The 17368-nt window shown below is 73.1% G+C and carries 15 protein-coding genes; 6 read left to right on the top strand and 9 right to left on the bottom strand.

Translation table 11 applies throughout. The features are described 5' to 3' along the window. Positions 1–23 precede the first annotated feature (23 nt). Positions 24–986: a Dyp-type peroxidase gene (locus ACGFW6_RS37895; RefSeq protein WP_393520596.1), complete on the top strand. Its 963-nt coding sequence runs from the start codon at positions 24–26 to the stop codon at positions 984–986. Positions 987–1010: 24 nt separating this feature from the next. On the opposite strand, the gene ACGFW6_RS37890 is transcribed toward ACGFW6_RS37895, so the two are convergent. Then, a complete protein-coding gene (locus tag ACGFW6_RS37890; protein WP_393520594.1) occupies positions 1011–1403 on the bottom strand; it encodes a DUF5997 family protein in 393 nt (130 codons plus the stop codon). 71 nt (positions 1404–1474) lie between these two features. On the opposite strand from ACGFW6_RS37890, the gene ACGFW6_RS37885 reads away from it, so the two are divergent. Then, positions 1475–2281, top strand: coding sequence for a LysR family substrate-binding domain-containing protein (locus tag ACGFW6_RS37885; protein WP_393520592.1), 807 nt, complete (start codon positions 1475–1477; stop codon positions 2279–2281). Between the two features lie 18 nt (positions 2282–2299). Here ACGFW6_RS37885 and ACGFW6_RS37880 read toward each other — a convergent pair whose 3' ends face one another. The 3 genes from ACGFW6_RS37880 to ACGFW6_RS37870 all read right to left on the bottom strand — a co-directional run bounded on the left by ACGFW6_RS37880 (position 2300) and on the right by ACGFW6_RS37870 (position 6496). Continuing rightward, entirely contained in the window at positions 2300–5122 is a 2823-nt protein-coding gene (locus ACGFW6_RS37880; RefSeq protein ID WP_393520590.1) for a beta-L-arabinofuranosidase domain-containing protein, read from the bottom strand. Positions 5123–5301: 179 nt separating this feature from the next. After that, complete coding sequence (locus tag ACGFW6_RS37875) at positions 5302–5997, bottom strand: HAD family hydrolase (protein ID WP_393520588.1); 696 nt, start codon at positions 5995–5997, stop codon at positions 5302–5304. Positions 5998–6016: 19 nt separating this feature from the next. After that, positions 6017–6496, bottom strand: a complete 480-nt coding sequence (locus ACGFW6_RS37870; RefSeq protein WP_393520586.1) for an Lrp/AsnC family transcriptional regulator — start codon at positions 6494–6496, stop codon at positions 6017–6019. 196 nt (positions 6497–6692) lie between these two features. Between ACGFW6_RS37870 and ACGFW6_RS37865 the strand changes: the two genes are divergently transcribed. Both ACGFW6_RS37865 and ACGFW6_RS37860 read left to right on the top strand, forming a co-directional pair. Continuing rightward, positions 6693–8189 carry an FUSC family protein gene (locus tag ACGFW6_RS37865; RefSeq protein WP_393520584.1) on the top strand — a complete coding sequence of 499 codons (1497 nt, stop codon included), beginning with the start codon at positions 6693–6695 and terminating at the stop codon, positions 8187–8189. A 412-nt stretch (positions 8190–8601) separates the two neighbouring features. Next, on the top strand, positions 8602–9657 hold the full coding sequence (locus ACGFW6_RS37860; RefSeq protein ID WP_393520582.1) for a lactonase family protein: 1056 nt from the start codon (positions 8602–8604) through the stop codon (positions 9655–9657). Positions 9658–9888: 231 nt separating this feature from the next. Here the strand turns inward: ACGFW6_RS37860 and ACGFW6_RS37855 are convergent, their stop codons facing one another. The 4 genes from ACGFW6_RS37855 to ACGFW6_RS37840 form a co-directional block, all read right to left on the bottom strand. Further along, the gene (locus tag ACGFW6_RS37855) at positions 9889–10812 is read right to left on the bottom strand and encodes a sirohydrochlorin chelatase (RefSeq protein WP_393520581.1); all 924 of its coding nucleotides are present in this window, start codon (positions 10810–10812) and stop codon (positions 9889–9891) included. Between the two features lie 120 nt (positions 10813–10932). Next, entirely contained in the window at positions 10933–11910 is a 978-nt protein-coding gene (locus ACGFW6_RS37850) for an N-acetylglucosamine kinase (RefSeq protein ID WP_393520579.1), read from the bottom strand. After that, on the bottom strand, positions 11907–12584 hold the full coding sequence (locus ACGFW6_RS37845; protein WP_393520577.1) for a uracil-DNA glycosylase: 678 nt from the start codon (positions 12582–12584) through the stop codon (positions 11907–11909). Before ACGFW6_RS37845 ends, ACGFW6_RS37850 begins: the two co-directional genes overlap by 4 nt. 73 nt (positions 12585–12657) lie before the next feature. Then, the gene (locus ACGFW6_RS37840; protein WP_393520575.1) at positions 12658–13743 is read right to left on the bottom strand and encodes a WD40/YVTN/BNR-like repeat-containing protein; all 1086 of its coding nucleotides are present in this window, start codon (positions 13741–13743) and stop codon (positions 12658–12660) included. 275 nt (positions 13744–14018) lie between these two features. On the opposite strand from ACGFW6_RS37840, the gene ACGFW6_RS37835 reads away from it, so the two are divergent. Next, positions 14019–14606, top strand: coding sequence for a hypothetical protein (locus ACGFW6_RS37835; RefSeq protein WP_393520573.1), 588 nt, complete (start codon positions 14019–14021; stop codon positions 14604–14606). 223 nt (positions 14607–14829) lie between these two features. Here the strand turns inward: ACGFW6_RS37835 and ACGFW6_RS37830 are convergent, their stop codons facing one another. After that, entirely contained in the window at positions 14830–16503 is a 1674-nt protein-coding gene (locus ACGFW6_RS37830; protein WP_393520571.1) for an acyl-CoA dehydrogenase family protein, read from the bottom strand. Positions 16504–16578: 75 nt separating this feature from the next. Between ACGFW6_RS37830 and ACGFW6_RS37825 the strand changes: the two genes are divergently transcribed. After that, positions 16579–17337, top strand: coding sequence for a PaaX family transcriptional regulator C-terminal domain-containing protein (locus ACGFW6_RS37825; protein ID WP_393520569.1), 759 nt, complete (start codon positions 16579–16581; stop codon positions 17335–17337). The last annotated feature ends 31 nt before the right edge of the window (positions 17338–17368 follow it).

The following is a 17368-nucleotide window of genomic DNA, read 5'->3' as shown; positions in this document are numbered from 1 at the left end:
GGTCCGAGGGTGAGAGGGGAACCATGCCGTCATCCAAGCCGTCGTCCATACGGCCGGCCGGTGCACTGCCGCAGCCGGTGCTCAGTCCGCCGGCACCCGTCGCGGTGTTCCTGGTGGTCACGATCGAACCCGGGGGCGAGAGCGCCGTACGCGACGTGCTTTCCGGGCTCGCGGGGCTGGTACGAGCCGTCGGCTTCCCCAGCCCGGACGGAGGGCTGTGCTGCGTGGCCGGTGTCGGATCCACCGCCTGGGACCGGCTGTTCGAGGGCCCGCGTCCCGGGCGGCTGCACCCCTTCGAGGAGTTGGAGGGACCCCGGCACCGCGCCGTGGCCACCCCGGGCGATCTGCTCTTCCACATCCGTTCCGCCCGCACGGATCTGTGCTTCGCGCTGTCCGCCGAGATCATGAAGCGGCTGCGGGGCGCGGTCACCGTCCAGGACGAGGTCCTCGCCTTCGCCTACTTCGACTCCCGCAACCTCCTCGGCTTCGTCGACGGCACCGAGAACCCGGTCGGCCCGGCGGCGGCCGAGGCGGCGATCGTCGGTGACGAGGACCCCGCCTTCTACGGCGGCAGCTACGCGATCGTGCAGAAGTACGTGCACGACGTCGACGCCTGGGAGGCGCTGGCCGTGGAGGCTCAGGAGAAGGTGATCGGCCGTTCCAAGCTGACCAACATCGAGCTGGACATGCCCGGCTCCCATATTGACGTGAACACGGTCACCGGTCCGGACGGGGAGGAGCTGGAGATACTGCGGGGCGCCATGCCGTTCGGCAGGCCCGGCCACGGAGAGTTCGGCACGTACTTCATCGCCTACGCCCGGACGCCGGACGTTCCGGAGGCCATGCTCCGCAGGATGTTCGTCGGCGGCCCCGAATCCGGCCCGGACCCGATCCTCGACTACTCCCAGGCGGTCACCGGGACCCTGTTCTTCTGCCCGGCGGCCGGCTTCCTGGAAGCGGTCCCGGAAGTGGCCGACACGCACTGACCGGCCGGGACGGCCCGGCCGGGATCAGGACTGCCCGGCCTCGCGCTCGGCGTTCCGCTTCTTGATCCGGGCCGTCTCCTTGCGGACCTCGGCCTGAGTGGCGCGTTCCTTGGTCAGCCACTCGGGCTGCTCGTCCTTGAGCGCGTCGATCTGCTCGGTGGTCAGCGCCTCGGTGACACCGCCACGGGCGAGCCCCGCGATGGAGACGCCGAGCTTGGAGGCGACCACCGGGCGGGGGTGCGGGCCGTCGCGTCGCAGGTCGCGCAGCCACTGCGGCGGGTCGGCCTGGAGCGCGTTCAGCTCCGCGCGCGTGACGACCCCTTCCCGGAACTCGGCGGGGGTGGCTTCGAGGTACACACCCAGCTTCTTCGCCGCTGTCGCGGGCTTCATGGTCTGGGTGCTTTGGTGCGACGTCATGGTCCCCAGGGTATCGAGTGAGTGAACGGCCGCCGACCACGCCCGCCGGCCACGCCCGGTAACCTGGCCAGGTGACAGGCTCGGAAGCACCCCCGCCCACCCCGCAGGCAGCGCCGTCGTTCCGGCTCGCGTACGTCCCGGGAGTGACCCCCGCGAAGTGGGTGCGGATCTGGCAGGAGCGCTTCCCCGACGTGCCCATCGGCCTCCACTCGGTGACCGCGGCCGAGGCGTCCGACCTGCTCCGGGAGGGCCAGGCCGACGCCGGTTTCGTGCGGCTCCCGGTGGACCGTACGTTCTTCAGCGCCATCCCGCTCTACACCGAGACCACGGTCGTCGTCGTGCCCAAGGACCACGTGATCGCGGCGGTCGAGGAGGTCTCCACCGAGGATCTGGCCGACGAGGTCGTCCTCCACCCCCTCGACGACGTCCTCGACTGGGAGCGACCGCCGGGGGAGCCCGCCTTCGAACGGCCCGCCACCACCGCGGACGCCGTCGAGCTGGTCGCGGCGAACATCGGCCTGCTCGTCGTGCCCCAGTCGCTGGCCCGCCTGCACCACCGCAAGGACCTCACCTACCGGACGCTTCTCGACGCCCCCCAGTCGAGCATCGCCCTGTCCTGGCCGGAGGAGGCGACCACCGACCTCGTCGAGGACTTCATCGGCGTCGTCCGCGGCCGCACGGTCAACAGCACCCGGGGCCGTACGGCGTCCCCGTCCACGGCCGCCCAGGAACAGCCGAAACGCAAGCGTCCGGACACCGGCGGCGGCGCGCGTCGTCAGTCCGGCGGCGGTGGCGCCCGGCGCGGCGGCTCCAGCGGCGGCAGGAGCGGCAAGGGAACCAAGGGCACCGGACGGGGCAAGCCCCGCCGCAGGTCGTAGCGGGGCTCACCGGCCGGCTCAGGGGACGTACGTGGCCTGCTGGGCCGTACGCACGACCGTCTGCCCGTCGGCCTGGCCGAGCAGGCCCGCGCTGACCCAGGCGGACACGGTCGAGCGCACCCGCGCGACCAGGGCGCCCTTGCCCGTGAAGGGAGCCCCGGCCCAGATCTCGTCCAGCAGCGTGGTGCCGTCGGATCTCGCGGGGTTGGCGACGCCGGAGTCGGAGTCGCCGAGGATCACCCGCGGTTCGGAGCGCCGGAAATAGGCGTGGGTGGGGTCCTCGGTGCCCTCGAAGAACGGGGCGAACTCGGTGCCGTCGAGCGTGAAGTGGAGCGGCTTGCCGGACACCGGGGTGAGCGAGGGCAGCACGTCGCCGGAGAGAGCGGCGTTGCGATAGAGGCCCAACCGGAGGTGGGTCGTCGCGGAGTTGCGGCCGACGAGGTTGACCGGGCCGAGGAAGAGGGTCTGCAGCGACCGGTCGTCGAGCGCCTCCTCCACCCGCAGCCGGAACGGGATCGAGATCCTGACCGTGTCGCCGGACCGCCAGGTCCGCGAGACCGTGAAGTAGGCCCCCGGCGCCGGAGTACCGCTCACCGCGCTGCCGTTGACCGTCACCCGGAAGCCGGCGGTCGCCCACGACGGCACCCGCAGCCGCAGCGCGAAGGCCGCGCCGCTCCCGCCGAACGTGAGGGTGGTGCCCTGCTCCCGGGGGAAGGACGTGGTCTGCGTGACCGTCACCCCCTTCTCGGCCCAGGTCAGCACGGACGGGCTGTACAGGTTGACGTACAGGGCGCTGCCGTCGGCGGCCTTGAAGTACACCGAGTCCTGGTACTTGGTCGCGCTCTCCATACCGGTGCCCTCGCAGCAGGTCGTGCCCTGCTTGGGCGTGTAGTCGCGCACATGACCGGGCGTGAGCCCGATGAAGTAGGTGACCAGCGGTTTCTCGGCGTCTGCCCGGTCCTGCTTGGAGCCGAGGACCTGGTTGTACAGGGCCCGTTCGTAGTAGTCCATGTACCGCGGCCGCTGCTCGTGGAAGAACAGGGTCCGGCTCAGCTTCAGCATGTTGTACGCGCAGCACGTCTCCGCGTCGGTGTCGCCGATCGTGCCCGCGATCACGTCGCGCGCCCTCCAGAACTCGGCGGTGCTGGTGCCGCCGATGCCGTACATGCGGTGCGGCACGACCATGCCCCAGAAGTTGCGGGCGGCGTCGAGATAGCGGGCCTCACCGGTCGCGTCGTACAGCCGCAGGTACCCGGTGAAGATCGGTATGTGCTGGTTGGCGTGCAGCCCGTCGAGGATGTCGGTGTTCGCCGCGCAGTTGTCGATGAGCCGATCGAGGTCGAACAGCTGGGCCAGCGCGAGGTGTTCGGCCTTGCCGGTGATCGCGTGCAGGTCGCAGACGGCCTCGACGATGCCGCCGAACTCGCCGCTGGAGAAGAGCCCCCACATGCGCTGGAGCGTGGCCTCGGGCAGTTTGGACAGCCGCGCGTGCATCCAGTCGCACATCCCGGAGGCAAGATCGAGGGCCCGCGCGTCCCGGGTGGCGAGATGGGCGTCCAGCACGCCCCGGAGGATCTTGTGGGCGGTGTAGTAGGGCGCCCACACCTTGGTGTAGTCGCTGGTGGTCCTCGACTCCAGATCGATGAACTGCGTCTCCGGATACGCCGCCAGGAACCCGGGGTGGCTGGGTCCTCCCCAGGTCCGGCGCAGCGTGGCGGCCAGGCCGCGTCCGGAGGCGTCGGCGAACGTCCCGCCCGAGGTCTCCTCGAAGGTGTACGAGGCCAGGTCGCCGCGTCCGGCGGAGACGTCGGCGGCCCGGGCGCTCTGCAACTCGGTGATCTCGGCGGCTCCCAGGGCGCGTGACCAGACGTTGAACTCGTCGTAGGCGCCCGCGAAGACGGGGTCGGCGGCGAAGTTGGAGCGGCCGAGCCAGTTGTTGGTGAGGCTGCCGAGCGCGGCCGGGGTGAGGGACATCGCCGTGTTCCGGGCGACGGCGGTGCCGTTCACGTACAGCGTCCCGGTGCCGCCGCCGAGGGTGACGGCGAGGTGGCTCCACCGGCCGAGCGGGAGCGGTGCGGTGCCGTCCAGGCCCTGCTCGCCGCCCGGTCCGCCGGTGGTGACGGCGAAGCGCGGCACACCGGCCCCGTTGCGGGCCGCCAGGTACAGGTACCGGGTGCTGTCGTCGCCGAAGTCGAAGACCCGCGCCCAGTTACCGTCGTGCGAGGGCCGCACCCAGGCCGACAGGGTGATCGCCGTGGCGCCCCCGAGGACGGCGGCCGGGAGATCGACGTACCGGTACGAGCCACGGACGTTCTCGGCGGCCGTACCGAACCTTCCGCCGACGCTCAGCACGACCGGGTCCTCGCGCAGGGCCGCGCGCACCTCGGTCAGCGCGCCGATCATGGTGCCGATCCGGTCGGCGAACACCTGCTCGCCGGTGCCGGCGTAGGCCTGCGACAGCATGGTCAGGAAGTGCCCGGTGTAGTGCCCGCGCAGATTGCCGTTCGCCTCACCGTCCAGCCCCTCCCAGCCGCCGGGCGCGACGGCGCCACCCGTGTCGAGCCCGGCGTTGGCACGGAACACCTGCAACAGCCGGTTCACGTCGTAGCCGCGGGCGTGATCGAGCATCAACTGCCGCTTGTCGGCGAAGAGTCCGGGCCGCAGGGCCACGTCGTCGAGGGCGAACGGCTGCACGGACCAGGCGGTCGGAACGGCGGTCACGGTCTGCGCCTCCTGAACGGCGGCCGCTGCCCGGCCGGTTGCCGTATGGCCGACGGCGGGGACCGCCGCGGCGAGCGCGGCGGCCTGGAACAGGGATCTTCTGGAGAGGGGCGGTGTCATGGGTGCTCCTCCACACAGGGGTCGTCTGGGTCGCCTTGCTCGTCATGACGATCAGCCTTGTTCGTCATGACGAACAACGTACGAATGGTCGACCAGACGTTATGCGTGGGGTGAGGGGGCGTCAACGGTGTTGACGTGATCGGCACTCGGCCGGTCCGCGGACCGGCCGGCCCGCAGGGTCAGCCGGAGGCCCCGGAGCGCACGAGCCAGTCGTACGCCGCTCGTGCCGTGAACTCCGCCTGGCCGCCCCGTACCAGCAGTCCGGCCGCGGCGAACTCCGGTGCGTCCGCCTGGGTGGCCACATACGGGATCGCGATGCAGCGCATGCCGGCCGCCTGTGCCGCGGCGGCGCCGGGGGCCGCGTCCTCCACGACCAGGCAGTCGGCAGGCGCGGTGCCGAGTCGGGCGGCCGCCTCCAGGAACACGTCGGGGGCGGGCTTGCCATGGGCGACCTCGTCGGCCGAGACCACCGTGCGCAACCGGGCGTCCAGGCCCGTGCCCGCCAGAATCGCAGTGATGGCCTCGCGCGACGAACCCGAGGCCACGGCCATCGGGACGCCCTCGGTCGCGAGCAGCTCCACGAACGCGCGCATCTCGGGGTACACGCGCGTGGCGGTGCGCGCGAGCTCCAGATAGCGGGCGTTCTTGGCGGCGAGGAGTTCGTCCACGGTGGCGCGCAGACCGTACTCCCGCTTCCAGAGCGTGACCGTCTCCAGCGTGCTGATACCGACGTAGCGCTCGTGGTCCGCCCATGTGAAGCCGGGCACCCCGTGCTCGGCCAGGAGCTGTCGGCCCGCCTCGAAATAGTTGGGCTCGCTGTCCACGAGTGTTCCGTCGAGATCGAAGATGACCGACATACCGCTGAGTCCGCTCATGGGCCCAGGATGTCAAAGGTCATTTCCGCGCAGCCGTCCGCCCGATCGACTCCACCAGCGGCAGCAGCCGCTGCGGGACGCGTTCGCGCAGGGCCACCTCGGAGCGGGTGCGGACCACGCCGGGCAGGCTGATCAGCTTCTGGATCACGTCCTCGAGGTGGCCGTTGTCACGAGCCACCACCCGGGTCAGCAGATCTCCGCCGCCCGTGATCGAGAAGGCCTCGACGATCTCCGGAACGGCGGCGAGCGCGTCGCCGACGTCGTCGAGGTGGCCCTGCGTGACCTCGATGTGCACGAACGCCAGCACCGGATGGCCGAGCGCCGCGGGCGAGAGCGTCGGCCCCGTGCCGGTGATCACGCCGTCCCGCTCCAGCCGGTCCAGCCGGGCCTGGAGCGTGCCGCGCGCCACGCCGAGGATCCGGGCGTACTCGCGCACGCTGGTGCGCGGCTGCTCCAGCAGCAGCCGCAGGATGCGGGTGTCCAGCTCGTCCACGGCCATGGTTTCCCGGCCCCTCCACGGATCTGGTCCGTTGGCTCGCCGGTGGACGAGCCGGGACCGATATTCCTGTACCAGTGGCACAGCATAGAGGGCGACACTTGAGCCAGTCTCCGTATGGATGCTGCAATGGGGCGGTCGATGGCGCTGCGGATCCCCGCGGCGCCTTTTTCATGCGGGCGAGAAGGGGCGGTAAACAGTGCTGAAGAGGGTGTTCGCGGCGCCGGACCCGGGGCGGGCGCGGCTGCGCTTCGCCGTGCGGGCCGTGCTCGGCATCGGGCTCGCGGTCGTCGTCTGCGGCCTGGCCGGACATTCCCTCGTCGGTGCCGTCACCGGCGGGCTCGCCGCGCTGCTCGCCCTGTTCACCGTCACCGACGCCACGGTCCGCGGGCAGGCGGTCACCACCGCGCTGCTGCCGCTCGTCGGCCTGCCCGTCCTCGCGGCGGCGGCCGAGCTCCACGACCACCCCGTCGCCCGCGACGTCACCTTCCTCGCCGTCGTCGGCGTCGGCGTCTACGCCCGCCGCTGGGGACCGCGCGGACACAGCCTCGGCGTGTTCGCGTTCATGACCTTCTTCGTGGCGCAGTTCCTGCACGCCACCCCCGGACAGCTGCCCGAGCTGTACGCCGCCGTCCTGCTGTCCCTGCTCACCGCGGCGGCGGTGCGGTTCGGACTGTGGTGCTACGAGCGCCGGCTGCCCCCGGCGCCCGTGCCCGCGCCGCCGGGCGGCGGCGGACTCGCCCGCGTGACCACGCGCCAGGCGATCCAGGCCACCGCCGGCGCGGGCTTCGCCCTGGTCGTGGGCCAGCTGGTGTCCGGGCAGCGCTGGTACTGGGCGGTCGGCGCCACCTGGTGGATCTTCGTCAACACCACCTCGCGCGGCGAGACCCTGGTCCGCGGCTTCCGCCGGGTCCTCGGCACGGTGATCGGCATCGGCCTCGGCCTGCTCGTCGCCGTCCCGCTGCACGGCGCGGTGGTCCCGACGGCCGCGCTCCTCGCCGTCTGCGTCTTCGGCATCTTCTACACGGCCGCCGTGTCCTACACCTGGATGATGCTCAGCGTCACCGTGCTTGCCGAGCTCCTCTACGGTCTCCTCGGCGTCCTCGAACCCGCCCTGCTCGCGTTGCGGCTCGCGGAGACGGCCGTCGGCGCGATCGGCGCCGTGCTGGCCGTGCTGTTCGTGCTGCCCGTCACCACGCACGCCATCACCGACGCCTGGGTCCAGCGAGCCCTGCGCTGCGTCCACGCGGCCACCGCGGAGGCCGCGGCGCGACTGGCCGGCGACGAGAGCGCCGACCCGGCGTCCCGGGTCGCCGAGCTGGAACAGCTGCTCGGCCGCGTACGGCTCTCCCTCGCCCCGCTCGTGCACCCGCTGAACCCGATGCCGGCCCGCAAGCGGCGCGCCCGGCAGGTGCTGGCCCTGCTCGACGACTGCGCGCGGGAGGTCCGCGGCCTGGCCGCCGTCGCCGCCGACCCCGTGGCCTCGCACGACGCCCGGCTCGCCGCCGCGTGCTGGCGCGTCGAGGCCGCCGTGGAGGCGCTGACCGGCGGTGCGGACATCAGCGCGCCCGCGGCCCACACAGGCGCGGCGGACCCCGCGCTGGCCCATCTGCACGGCCTGGAGCGGGCCCTTGCCGAACTCGCGCAGCCGCTGCGGGCGCCGTCGGGATCTCCGCTGGTCGCTCCACGGGTCTAGCGGTTCCCGCGAGCGCACGTCCGCGGGCGCGTCGTGGCCGGTCGCGCAGTTCCCCGCGCCCCTTTGGGGCGCTGCCCTGGCTGGTCGTGGTTCTGGCCGGGTGGTGTGTGGGGTGGCGGTAGGGGTCGTCGTGCTTCTGCGGGCGCGTCGTGGCTGGTTGCGCAGTTCCCCGCGCCCCTTTGGGGCGCTGCCCTGGCTGGTCGTGGTTCTGGCCGGGTGGTGTGTGGGGTGGCGGTAGGGGTCGTCGTGCTTCTGCGGGCGCGTCGTGGCTGGTCGCGCCGTTCCCCGCGCTCCTTTGGGGCGCTACGGAGCGTGAGGTGAACTCGCCGACGATCAGGCGACCTTGGTCTAGACCGATGATGATCCGCTGCTACCGTCAGCCCGGACGGCACTCGACCGGAAGGGGACTGCGGTGGCAGACGTCGGCAGGCGGGGCAGACGGGCCTACATCGGATCGTTCACGGCGGCCGGAGGTCATGGCATCACCACGGCGTCCGTGGCCGCGGACAGCGGTGCGCTGATCGTCCAGAGCGGTGTGCGTGACGTGCCCGACCCCTCGTACCTGGCCCTGTCGCCCGCCGGCGACACGCTCTACGCGGTCAGTGAGACCGCCGAGGGCGCGGTGGTCGCGTACCGCGTGACCGGGGGCAGGCCCGAGCTCCTCGGCTCGCCGGTCCCGGTGGACGGCAGCGGTCCGACCCACCTCGGCCTGTTCGCCGGTCACGTCCTGACCGCCAACTACGGCTCCGGCAGCGTGACCGCCGTGCCCGTGCGCTCCGACGGCACCCTCGCGGACGCCCCTCCCGTCGTCCTGCGGCACACCGGCTCCGGCCCCCACACGCCACGGCAGCAGGGACCGCACGCCCACCAGGTGCAGTCCGACCCGAGCGGCCGCTGGGCCGTCAGCGTCGACCTCGGCACCGATTCGGTGCGGGTGTGCACCCTGGCCGACGGCACGCTCGAAGTGCACCGGGAGATCGCCCTGCGCCCCGGCTCCGGCCCGCGTCACCTGGCCTTCCACCCGCACGGCCGGTACGCGTACGTCGTCAACGAACTCACCCCGACCGTCACCGTGTGCCACTGGGACGCCGAGGACGGCACCCTGAAGCCGCTCACCGAGACACCGGTGCTGCCGGGCGCCCCGGCCGGCGACGCCTACCCGTCGGGGATCGTCGCCTCGCCCGACGGCCGCTTCGTGTGGACCGCCACCCGCGGCGAGGACGTGATCTCCACGTTCGCCGTCGAGGACGAGGACCTGCGGCTGGTCGGCACGGTGCCCTGCGCCGGGCACTGGCCGCGCGCGCTGACCGAGGCGGACGGGTTCCTGTACGTGGCGAACGAACGCTCCGGAGACGTCTCCTGGTTCGTCCTCGACCCCGACCGGGGGCTGCCGCGCCACGAGGGCTCGATCGAGGTGCCCGCGGCGTCCTGCGTGGTCTTCGGACCGGGCCCGGACCCGGCCGGCTGACCCACGCCGAAGGGTCCGCTGCGGCTGTCCCACTCGGTGACCCGACGCCGTAGGGCCTGGCTTGAGGTGTCCCGCGGGGTGACCGGACGTCGAAGCGTCCGCTGCGGCTGTTCTGTCGGGAGGGCGACGCCGTAGGGCCCGGTTTCAGGTGTGCCGCCGGGTGACCCGACGTCGAAGGGCCCGCTCCGGGTGAGGAGCGGGCCCTTCCGCGTTGCGGCTGTGAGGCGCGCGTCAGCGCACCGGCGTGCCCTGCGGCTGCGGCGGGGCGATGCCCAGTGCCGTCGTGTACTTCGACAGGGCGAGCTTGCCGATCGCCGGGTACGCGCCCAGCGCCTCGGCGGCGGAGCAGCCCGCCTCCTGCGCGGCCTCCGCGACCAGGCTCGGGTCGATCTCCGGCCCTATCAGGTACGGCGCCAGCGCGAGCTGCTGCGAGCCCGAGGACCGCAGCTGCTCGGCGACGGCCGTGATCGAGCCCTCCTGGTCCAGGGCCGCCGCCATCACCGGCACGGCGAGGCGCGCGGCGAGCAGCATGCCGGTGATCCCGGCCGCCTGCACGGCCTCCTCGCCGCCGACGGACGCCAGGACGATGCCGTCCGCGGCCGTGGCCACGGTGAACAGGCGGGCGCGGTCGGCGCGGGCCAGCCCGGCCTCCGACAGCCGCACGTGCAGCGCCTCGGCGAGCAGCGGGTGCGGGCCGAGCACATCGGTCAGGTCGGCCGCGACGCGGCTGTCCATCACGGCCTGGCGGATGACGCGCAGCAGCGCGCTGTCCGGGCCGGCCAGCAGCGGCACGACGACCGCGACGGGGCCCTCGGGCTCCTTGGCCTCCACACCCGCGGCGAGCGCCTGCTCGTAGCGGGCGGTGCGCTCCTCGGCGGCGTGCACGAGCACCGACTGAAGCGTGAGGAACTCCGCGTCATCACCGTCGACGTACCCGATCCGGGCGTCGAGACCGGGGAGCTCGGAGCGCGCGATGCTCACGACCTCCTCCGCGAGGCCGCGGGTGGCGGCGCTCGGCGTGCCCGGCACCGCGAGAACGAGCGCGGGCGCGCCCTCGGGAGCCGCCAACGGCTCGGGTCGGCGGTGCCGCCCGGGCTGACGAGGTCGCGGCATTCGTACTGGCAGGCCGGACGCGGGCCCAGTGGGGGAGCTCATGGCGACGCATGTTACTGGCTTCTTGGGCTCCCCTGTTCGGGGAGGGTGCAGGTGAGCGGTATCCGTCCGCTTTTGTCTGATTGAGTTACCTGCGGGAGGGAAGGGGGTGGCGTAGTGGGATCAGTCCCCTTTTCCGATCACCACGCAGAGCATCGCCTCGTCACTCGGCAGAGTGAGTTCACCCGTCGCCAGTTCGGTCGCGATGCGCACCGACCCCTGCAACGGATCCCCGTCGGCCGGCACCCGCCGCGCGTGCGGAAGCCGCTTCGACAACTCCTCGTCCAGCGGTACGACAAGAGGGGCGCCCAGGTTCAACAGGCCACCGGTGACGGTGACTTGAGGCTCACCGGCGGCGGGGCAGACGGCGGCCGCGGAGTCGGCCATGTGCCGTGCCGCGGCCCGCAGGATGTCCGCGGCGACCGGGTCGTCGGCGCAGCAGCCGGCCACTTCCGGAGCGAAGGACGCGAGGACGGCGGGCCGGTCCGGACGGGGATAGAGCTTGCCGGGCAGCCCGCGCACCGGGCCGAACAAATTCTCCGCGCGGGCGAGCAGCGCCGCCGATCCGTCGGGGCGTCCGTCGTGCGCGCGCATCGCCGCCTCGAGCCCGGCCCGTCCGATCCAGGCACCGCCGCCGCAGTCGCCGAGCAGATGACCCCAGCCGTCCGCACGGCGCCAGCTCGTCAGGTCGGTGCCGATCGCGATCAGTCCCGTGCCCGCCGCCACGACCGCACCCGGCCGGGCGCCGAGGGCGCCGACGTACGCGGTGACGGCATCGGCGACCAGCGCGACCCGCCTGATGCCGAACTCGCGCTCCAGCGCGCCCGGCAGTTCCGCACGCAGCCCCTCACCGAGGCTGGCCAGCCCTGCGGCCCCGACGGCGACCGCACCCGGCACGGGGACCCCGGCCTCGGCCGTCGCCGCCCGCACCAGCGGCACGAGCTGCTCCATGAAATGCCCGGCGTCGATGCCGCGTTCGCCGGTGCGTACCGGCTCACGGGACGCGCGCCGGGCCAGAACTCCACGGCCGGCGGCCCCGACGGCGACCCGCATGCCGGAGCCCCCGGAGTCGACCGCGACGAAGCCGGCGCCGCCGGTCACGGCAGGCGCCAGTCCACGGGTTGGCCGCCCTGGCCGATCAACAGGTCGTTGGCGCGGCTGAACGGGCGGGAGCCGAAGAAGCCGCGGTCGGCGGACATGGGGGAGGGGTGGGCGGACTCCACCGAGGGGAGATCACCCAGCAGGGGACGGAGGTTGCGGGCGTCCCGGCCCCAGAGGATGGACACGAGCGGCTTGCCGCGGGCGGCGAGCGCGCGGATGGCCTGCTCCGTGACCCCCTCCCAGCCCTTGCCGCGATGGGCGGCCGGTTTGCGCGGGGCCGTGGTGAGCGCCCTGTTGAGCAGCAGCACACCCTGCTGGGTCCACGGCGTCAGATCGCCGCTGGACGGCGGCTGCAGCCCCAGGTCGTTGTTCAGCTCGCGGTAGATGTTGATGAGGCTGCCCGGCAGCGGACGCACATCCGGGGCCACCGAGAAGGACAGCCCCACCGCATGTCCCGGGGTCGGGTACGGGTCCTGTCCGACGATCAGGACCCGTACGTCGTCGAAGGGCTGCTGGAAGGCCCGCAGGACGTTCGGCCCGGCCGGCAGATAGGTGCGTCCCGCGGCGATCTCGGCGCGCAGGAAGTCGCCCATCGCGGCGATCCGTTCGGCCACGGGTTCCAGGGCCTTCGCCCAGCCCGCTTCGACGATTTCATGCAAGGGTCGTGGTGCCACGGGCGTCACCCTACTGCCGTAGGGGCAGCGGTGATCAACCAGTGGCCAAGGCCGGCCCGTAAGCCGCCACGGCTCATGCGATCACCGCGGCCCTGACGCACAGCACGTCCGGCAGGTGGGAGGCCAGTTGCTGCCAGCTGTCGCCGTCGTCCGCGGAGGCGAACACCTCGCCGTTGCGGTTGCCGAAGTACACGCCCGCCGGGTCCGCGTCGTCCGTGCACATCGCGTCGCGCAGCACCGTGCCGTAGTGGTCCCCCTGCGGCAGCCCCGCCGACAGCGGCTCCCAGCTCTTGCCCGCGTCCGCCGTACGGAAGACGCGGCAGCGCCGGTCGGCGGGGACGCGGTCGGCGTCCGCGTTGATCGGGAAGACGTAGGCCGTCTCGCCGCGGTGCGGGTGGGCGGCCGCCGCGAAGCCGAACGTGGACGGCAGGCCCTCGCCGATGTCGGTCCAGTGCGCGCCCGCGTCGTCGCTGCGGTACACCCCCCAGTGGTTCTGGAGGTACAGCCGGTCCGCGTCGGCCGAGTCCTGCGCGACCTTGTGCACGCACTGGCCGAACTCCGGGTTCGGATCGGGCAGGAACACCGCGGAGAGACCGGAGTTGGACGGTGCCCAGCTCGCGCCGCCGTCGGCGGTCCTGAACACTCCGGCGGTCGAGACGGCCACCGTCACCGACTTCGGGTCGCGCCGGTCGGTGATCACGGTGTGCAGGCCCTCACCGCCGCCGCCCGGCACCCACTTGGACCGGGTCGGGTGCTCCCACAGCGGGCGGATCAGCTCGAAGGTCTCGCCGCGGTCCACCGAGCGGTACAGCGCCGCCGGTTCCGTGCCCGCGTACACCACGTCCGGCTCCGCGGCCGCCGGGTGCAGCTGCCACACCCGCTCGAGAGAGGCGCCGGTGTCCTTCGGGAACTTGACGGCCGGCTGGGCCGGTTCGGTCCAGGTGCGGCCCAGGTCGTCGGAGTGGAACACGGACGGGCCCCAGTGCGCGCTGTCGCCGCCGGCCAGCAGCCGCGGACGCTCGGTCCGGGTGTCGATCGCGACCGAGTACACCGCCTGGGCGTTGAAGTAGGGACTCTCGTCGAACTCCCAGGTGTCACCTCGCCTGCGCCCGATGAACAGGCCCTTGCGTGTTCCCACGGCGAGCAATACCTCGGTCATGCCGATCACCTCCGCGACGCCTTTGTCTCAGACAGGGGCCAGTCTGCACCCAGGCACTGACAGTCACCCCCGGAAAGGAAGACGTCGCAGGTCAGCCCGGCGATGATAGCCGCGCGCCCCACTCGGCGGGCCCCTTTGGCGAAGACGCCCGCCGGGGCCGCGTGACCCGTGCCACCGTCGAGCCGGGTAGGTGCCGTGAGCATCCGCCTGCCGGCTCCCGTAAGGGAGGGAGGTCGGTACGGCATGTTCGTGCGCTCATGAGGAGGAAGCCTTCGATGGCGTTCCGTGGTCCGCAGGTGTGGCTGTGGCGTTGGCGGCGCAATCCGCTCAAGCGCCGGGCCGACGCGGTGGAGGCCTGGGTGCTGCTCGCCGCCTGGACGCTCACCGTCCTCGCCGGGGTGCTCGCGGGTCTGACGACGGCCCGCACGGTGGAGCAGGGGATGGCCAGGGAACGCGTCGAATGGCGGCCCGCGGTGGCCCTGCTCACCGAACAGGCGCCGGGCACGGCCGACTCCCGCACCGCCGCCTCCAGCAGCGCGCAGGTGTGGGCGAAGGTCCGCTGGAGCGCGCGCGACGGCTCGCCGCACACCGGGCAGGCCCGGGTCCAGCCCGGCAGCGGCGTCGGCACACCGGTCACCGTCTGGACCGACCCCGAGGGCCGCCTGGTGACGAGACCGGCCACCCCGTCCGAGGCCCGCACCCGAGCCACCCTGGTCGGCGGCCTCGCGGGCGTCTGCGCCGCGTGCGTCCCCTTCGTCGCGGGCCGGGCCCTGCGCAGCCGTCTGGAGAGCCGGCGCATCGACCAGTGGGGCTACGAGTGGGCGCGGTTCGGCCCGTTGTGGGGCGGGCGGACCAGGGGGTGATGGCCGGGCACGTCCCCGGGTGAGTACCTCCGGCCCGTTGTGGGGCGGGCGGACCGGAGGGGTGATGGCCGGGCATGCCCCCTGGGTGGGCACCTCCGGTCCGTTGTGGGGCGGGCGGACGGGAGGGTGATGGCCGGGCACGTCCCCGGGTGGGCACCTCCGGCCCGTGGTGGGGCGGGCGGACCGGAGGGTGGCGGCCGGGCACGTCCCCCCGGCGGGCACCTCACCCCTGAGCCGGCAACGCCCGCTCCAGGATCCCGTCGACGTCCGCCGAGTCCGGCAGCGTCCCGAACGCGTGCCCCCAGTCGCCGCCGAGCCGGGTCGCGCAGAACGCGTCGGCGACCGCCGCGGGGGCGTGCCGGACCAGCAGGGACGCCTGCAGGGCCAGGGCCATCTGCTCGACCAGACGCCGCGCACCGGCCTGTGAGCCCGTGGCCAGCATGTCCTTCAGCCGGACGACGGCCGCGTCCAGACGGGCGTCCGCGCCGCGCACCGAGATGAGTTCGCCGAACAGGGCCTCGGCGGTGCCCTCCTCCCGGCTCAACGCCCGCAGCACGTCCAGCGCGTTGACGTTCCCCGAGCCCTCCCAGATCGACAGCAGGGGAGCCTCGCGGTAGTGGCGGGGCATGCCGGAGTCCTCGACGTAGCCGTTGCCGCCCAGGCACTCCAGGGCCTCCGCGATGAAGGCCGGACCCCGCTTGGTGACCCAGTACTTGCCGACGGCCGTCGCGATCCGGCGGAACGCCGTCTCGGTCCCGTCCGTGTCGGCTCCGCGCACCACGCGATCGGCCGCGCCGGCCAGCCGCAGCGTGAGGGTCGTCGCCGCCTCGGACTCCAGGGCCAGGTCGGCGAGGACGTTGCGCATCAGGGGCTGGTCGACCAGCCGTGCGCCGAACGCGCTGCGGTGCCGGACATGGTGACCCGCCTCGACGAGCGTCTTGCGCATCAGCGTCGCCGAGGACATCACGCAGTCCAGCCGGGTGCAGTTGACCATCTCGATGATCGTCTTCACGCCCCGCCCCTCGGGCCCGACCAGCCAGGCGACGGTGCCGTCGAACTCGGGCTCGGAGGAGGCGTTGGAGCGGTTGCCCAGCTTGTCCTTCAGCCGCTGGATGCGGAACGTGTTGCGGCTGCCGTCGGGCAGGACGCGCGGCACGAGGAAGCAGGACAGGCCACCCGGCGCCTGGGCCAGCACCAGGAAGACATCGCACATGGGCGCCGAGGTGAACCACTTGTGCCCGCGCAGCGTGTACATGCCGGGCTCGGCGGTCGGCCACGCCGTGGTCGTGTTCGTCCGGACGTCGGAGCCGCCCTGCTTCTCGGTCATCCCCATGCCCGCGAGCAGTCCCCGCTTCTCGGTGGGCACCCGCAGCCCCGGGTCGTACTCCCGGCTGGTGAGCAGCGGTTCGTAGACCTTGGCGAGCTCGGGCTGGCGGCGCAGCACGGGGACGGCCGCGTACGTCATCGACGTCGGACAGCCGTGCCCGGCCTCGGTGTGGCCCCACACCATCCCGCCGGCGGTCCGGGCGACATGCGCGCCGGGCCGGTCGTCCGCCCAGGGCGCCGCCGCGAGGCCCTCGCCGACCGCGACCCGCATCAGGTGGTGCCAGCTCGGATGGAACTCGACCTCGTCGACGCGATGCCCGTACCGGTCGTGCGTCCGCAGCTCCGGTTCGTGCCGGTTGGCCTGCTCCCCCCACTCCTGCGCCTCGACGCTGCCGGCCCGCAGGCCGAGCCGCCGGAGCTCCTCCTCGGCCCAGCCGGCACCCTCCCGGTGCAGCCCTTCGAACAGGGCCGTGTCCTGCGACGCGTCGTACGGCGCCAGAGGCGGGGGCTGGTTGGTGACGTCGTGCGTGGCGTACTGCCCGGACTGCTCCTGCGCGCCTGTCGAGACCATGCCGTCAGTGTTGCACTATCACTGCGGTCGCAGCAATCCTGTAATACGTCGAGCCGGCACGTAAGGTACCTGGCCATGCCGAACAACGCGTCACCGCAGGCCGACGAGGTGGAACTGCGCCCGCTGTCCGCCCGCTCGGTCGTCCTCAGCCTGCTGCTCGGTCTGCATCCGCCGGAGCTGCCGGTGAAGGACCTGGTGCGCGGAGTGGAGCCGTTCGGGATCGCGGGGTCGACCCTGCGGGCCGCGCTCAGCCGGATGACGGCGGCCGGCGATCTGCGGCGCGCGGACACGGTCTACGGGCTCAGCGACCGGCTGCTGGAACGCCAGCGACGCCAGGACGACGCCGTCCACCCCGAAACCCGGCCCTGGACCGGCGACTGGGAGATGGTCGTGGTCACGGCCACGGGCCGGAGTGCCGCCGAACGCGCCGAACTGCGCACCGGCCTGACGCGTCTGCGGCTCGCCGAACTCCGCGAGGGCGTCTGGCTGCGCCCGGCCAACCTGCGCCGCACCCTGCCGGACTCCCTCGGTGAGGTGGCTCAGTGCTACACGGCCCGGCCCGGCGGCCCGGCGCGTGAACTGGCCGCGGGCCTGTGGCCGCTGGACGCGTGGGCCGGCACCGGGCGCGCCCTGCTGGCCCATGTCGCCGGCGCCCGCGGCCCGTCCGACCGCTTCACCGGCTTCGCCGCCGTCGTACGGCATCTGCTCGCCGACCCGGTGCTGCCCCCCGAACTCCTGCCCGCCGACTGGCCGGGCGAGCGGCTGCGGGCCGCGTACGCGGACTACCGGCGGGAGTTGGCGCGGGACGCGCGCGTGAGTGGCCTGCGGGCGTGACACGGCGGCCGTCCGAAGCGCCGAGCAGTCG

The sequence above is a fragment of the Streptomyces sp. Y7 genome, from assembly GCF_043195415.1.
GTDB lineage: Bacteria > Actinomycetota > Actinomycetes > Streptomycetales > Streptomycetaceae > Streptomyces.
Note: the sequence above shows the minus strand (reverse complement) of the source record. Positions and strands in the feature narration are given on the sequence as shown.

Excerpts from the sequence above, each read along its gene's own strand:
- ACGFW6_RS37870 (WP_393520586.1), bottom strand. The coding sequence starts at position 6,496 with ATGGCCGTGGACGAGCTGGACACCCGCATCCTGCGGCTGCTGCTGGAG.
- ACGFW6_RS37835 (WP_393520573.1), top strand. The coding sequence starts at position 14,019 with ATGGCGTTCCGTGGTCCGCAGGTGTGGCTGTGGCGTTGGCGGCGCAAT.
- ACGFW6_RS37840 (WP_393520575.1), bottom strand. The coding sequence starts at position 13,743 with ATGACCGAGGTATTGCTCGCCGTGGGAACACGCAAGGGCCTGTTCATC.
- ACGFW6_RS37880 (WP_393520590.1), bottom strand. The coding sequence starts at position 5,122 with ATGACACCGCCCCTCTCCAGAAGATCCCTGTTCCAGGCCGCCGCGCTC.
- ACGFW6_RS37830 (WP_393520571.1), bottom strand. The coding sequence starts at position 16,503 with ATGGTCTCGACAGGCGCGCAGGAGCAGTCCGGGCAGTACGCCACGCAC.
- ACGFW6_RS37875 (WP_393520588.1), bottom strand. The coding sequence starts at position 5,997 with ATGAGCGGACTCAGCGGTATGTCGGTCATCTTCGATCTCGACGGAACA.
- ACGFW6_RS37825 (WP_393520569.1), top strand. The coding sequence starts at position 16,579 with ATGCCGAACAACGCGTCACCGCAGGCCGACGAGGTGGAACTGCGCCCG.
- ACGFW6_RS37890 (WP_393520594.1), bottom strand. The coding sequence starts at position 1,403 with ATGACGTCGCACCAAAGCACCCAGACCATGAAGCCCGCGACAGCGGCG.
- ACGFW6_RS37855 (WP_393520581.1), bottom strand. The coding sequence starts at position 10,812 with ATGAGCTCCCCCACTGGGCCCGCGTCCGGCCTGCCAGTACGAATGCCG.
- ACGFW6_RS37895 (WP_393520596.1), top strand. The coding sequence starts at position 24 with ATGCCGTCATCCAAGCCGTCGTCCATACGGCCGGCCGGTGCACTGCCG.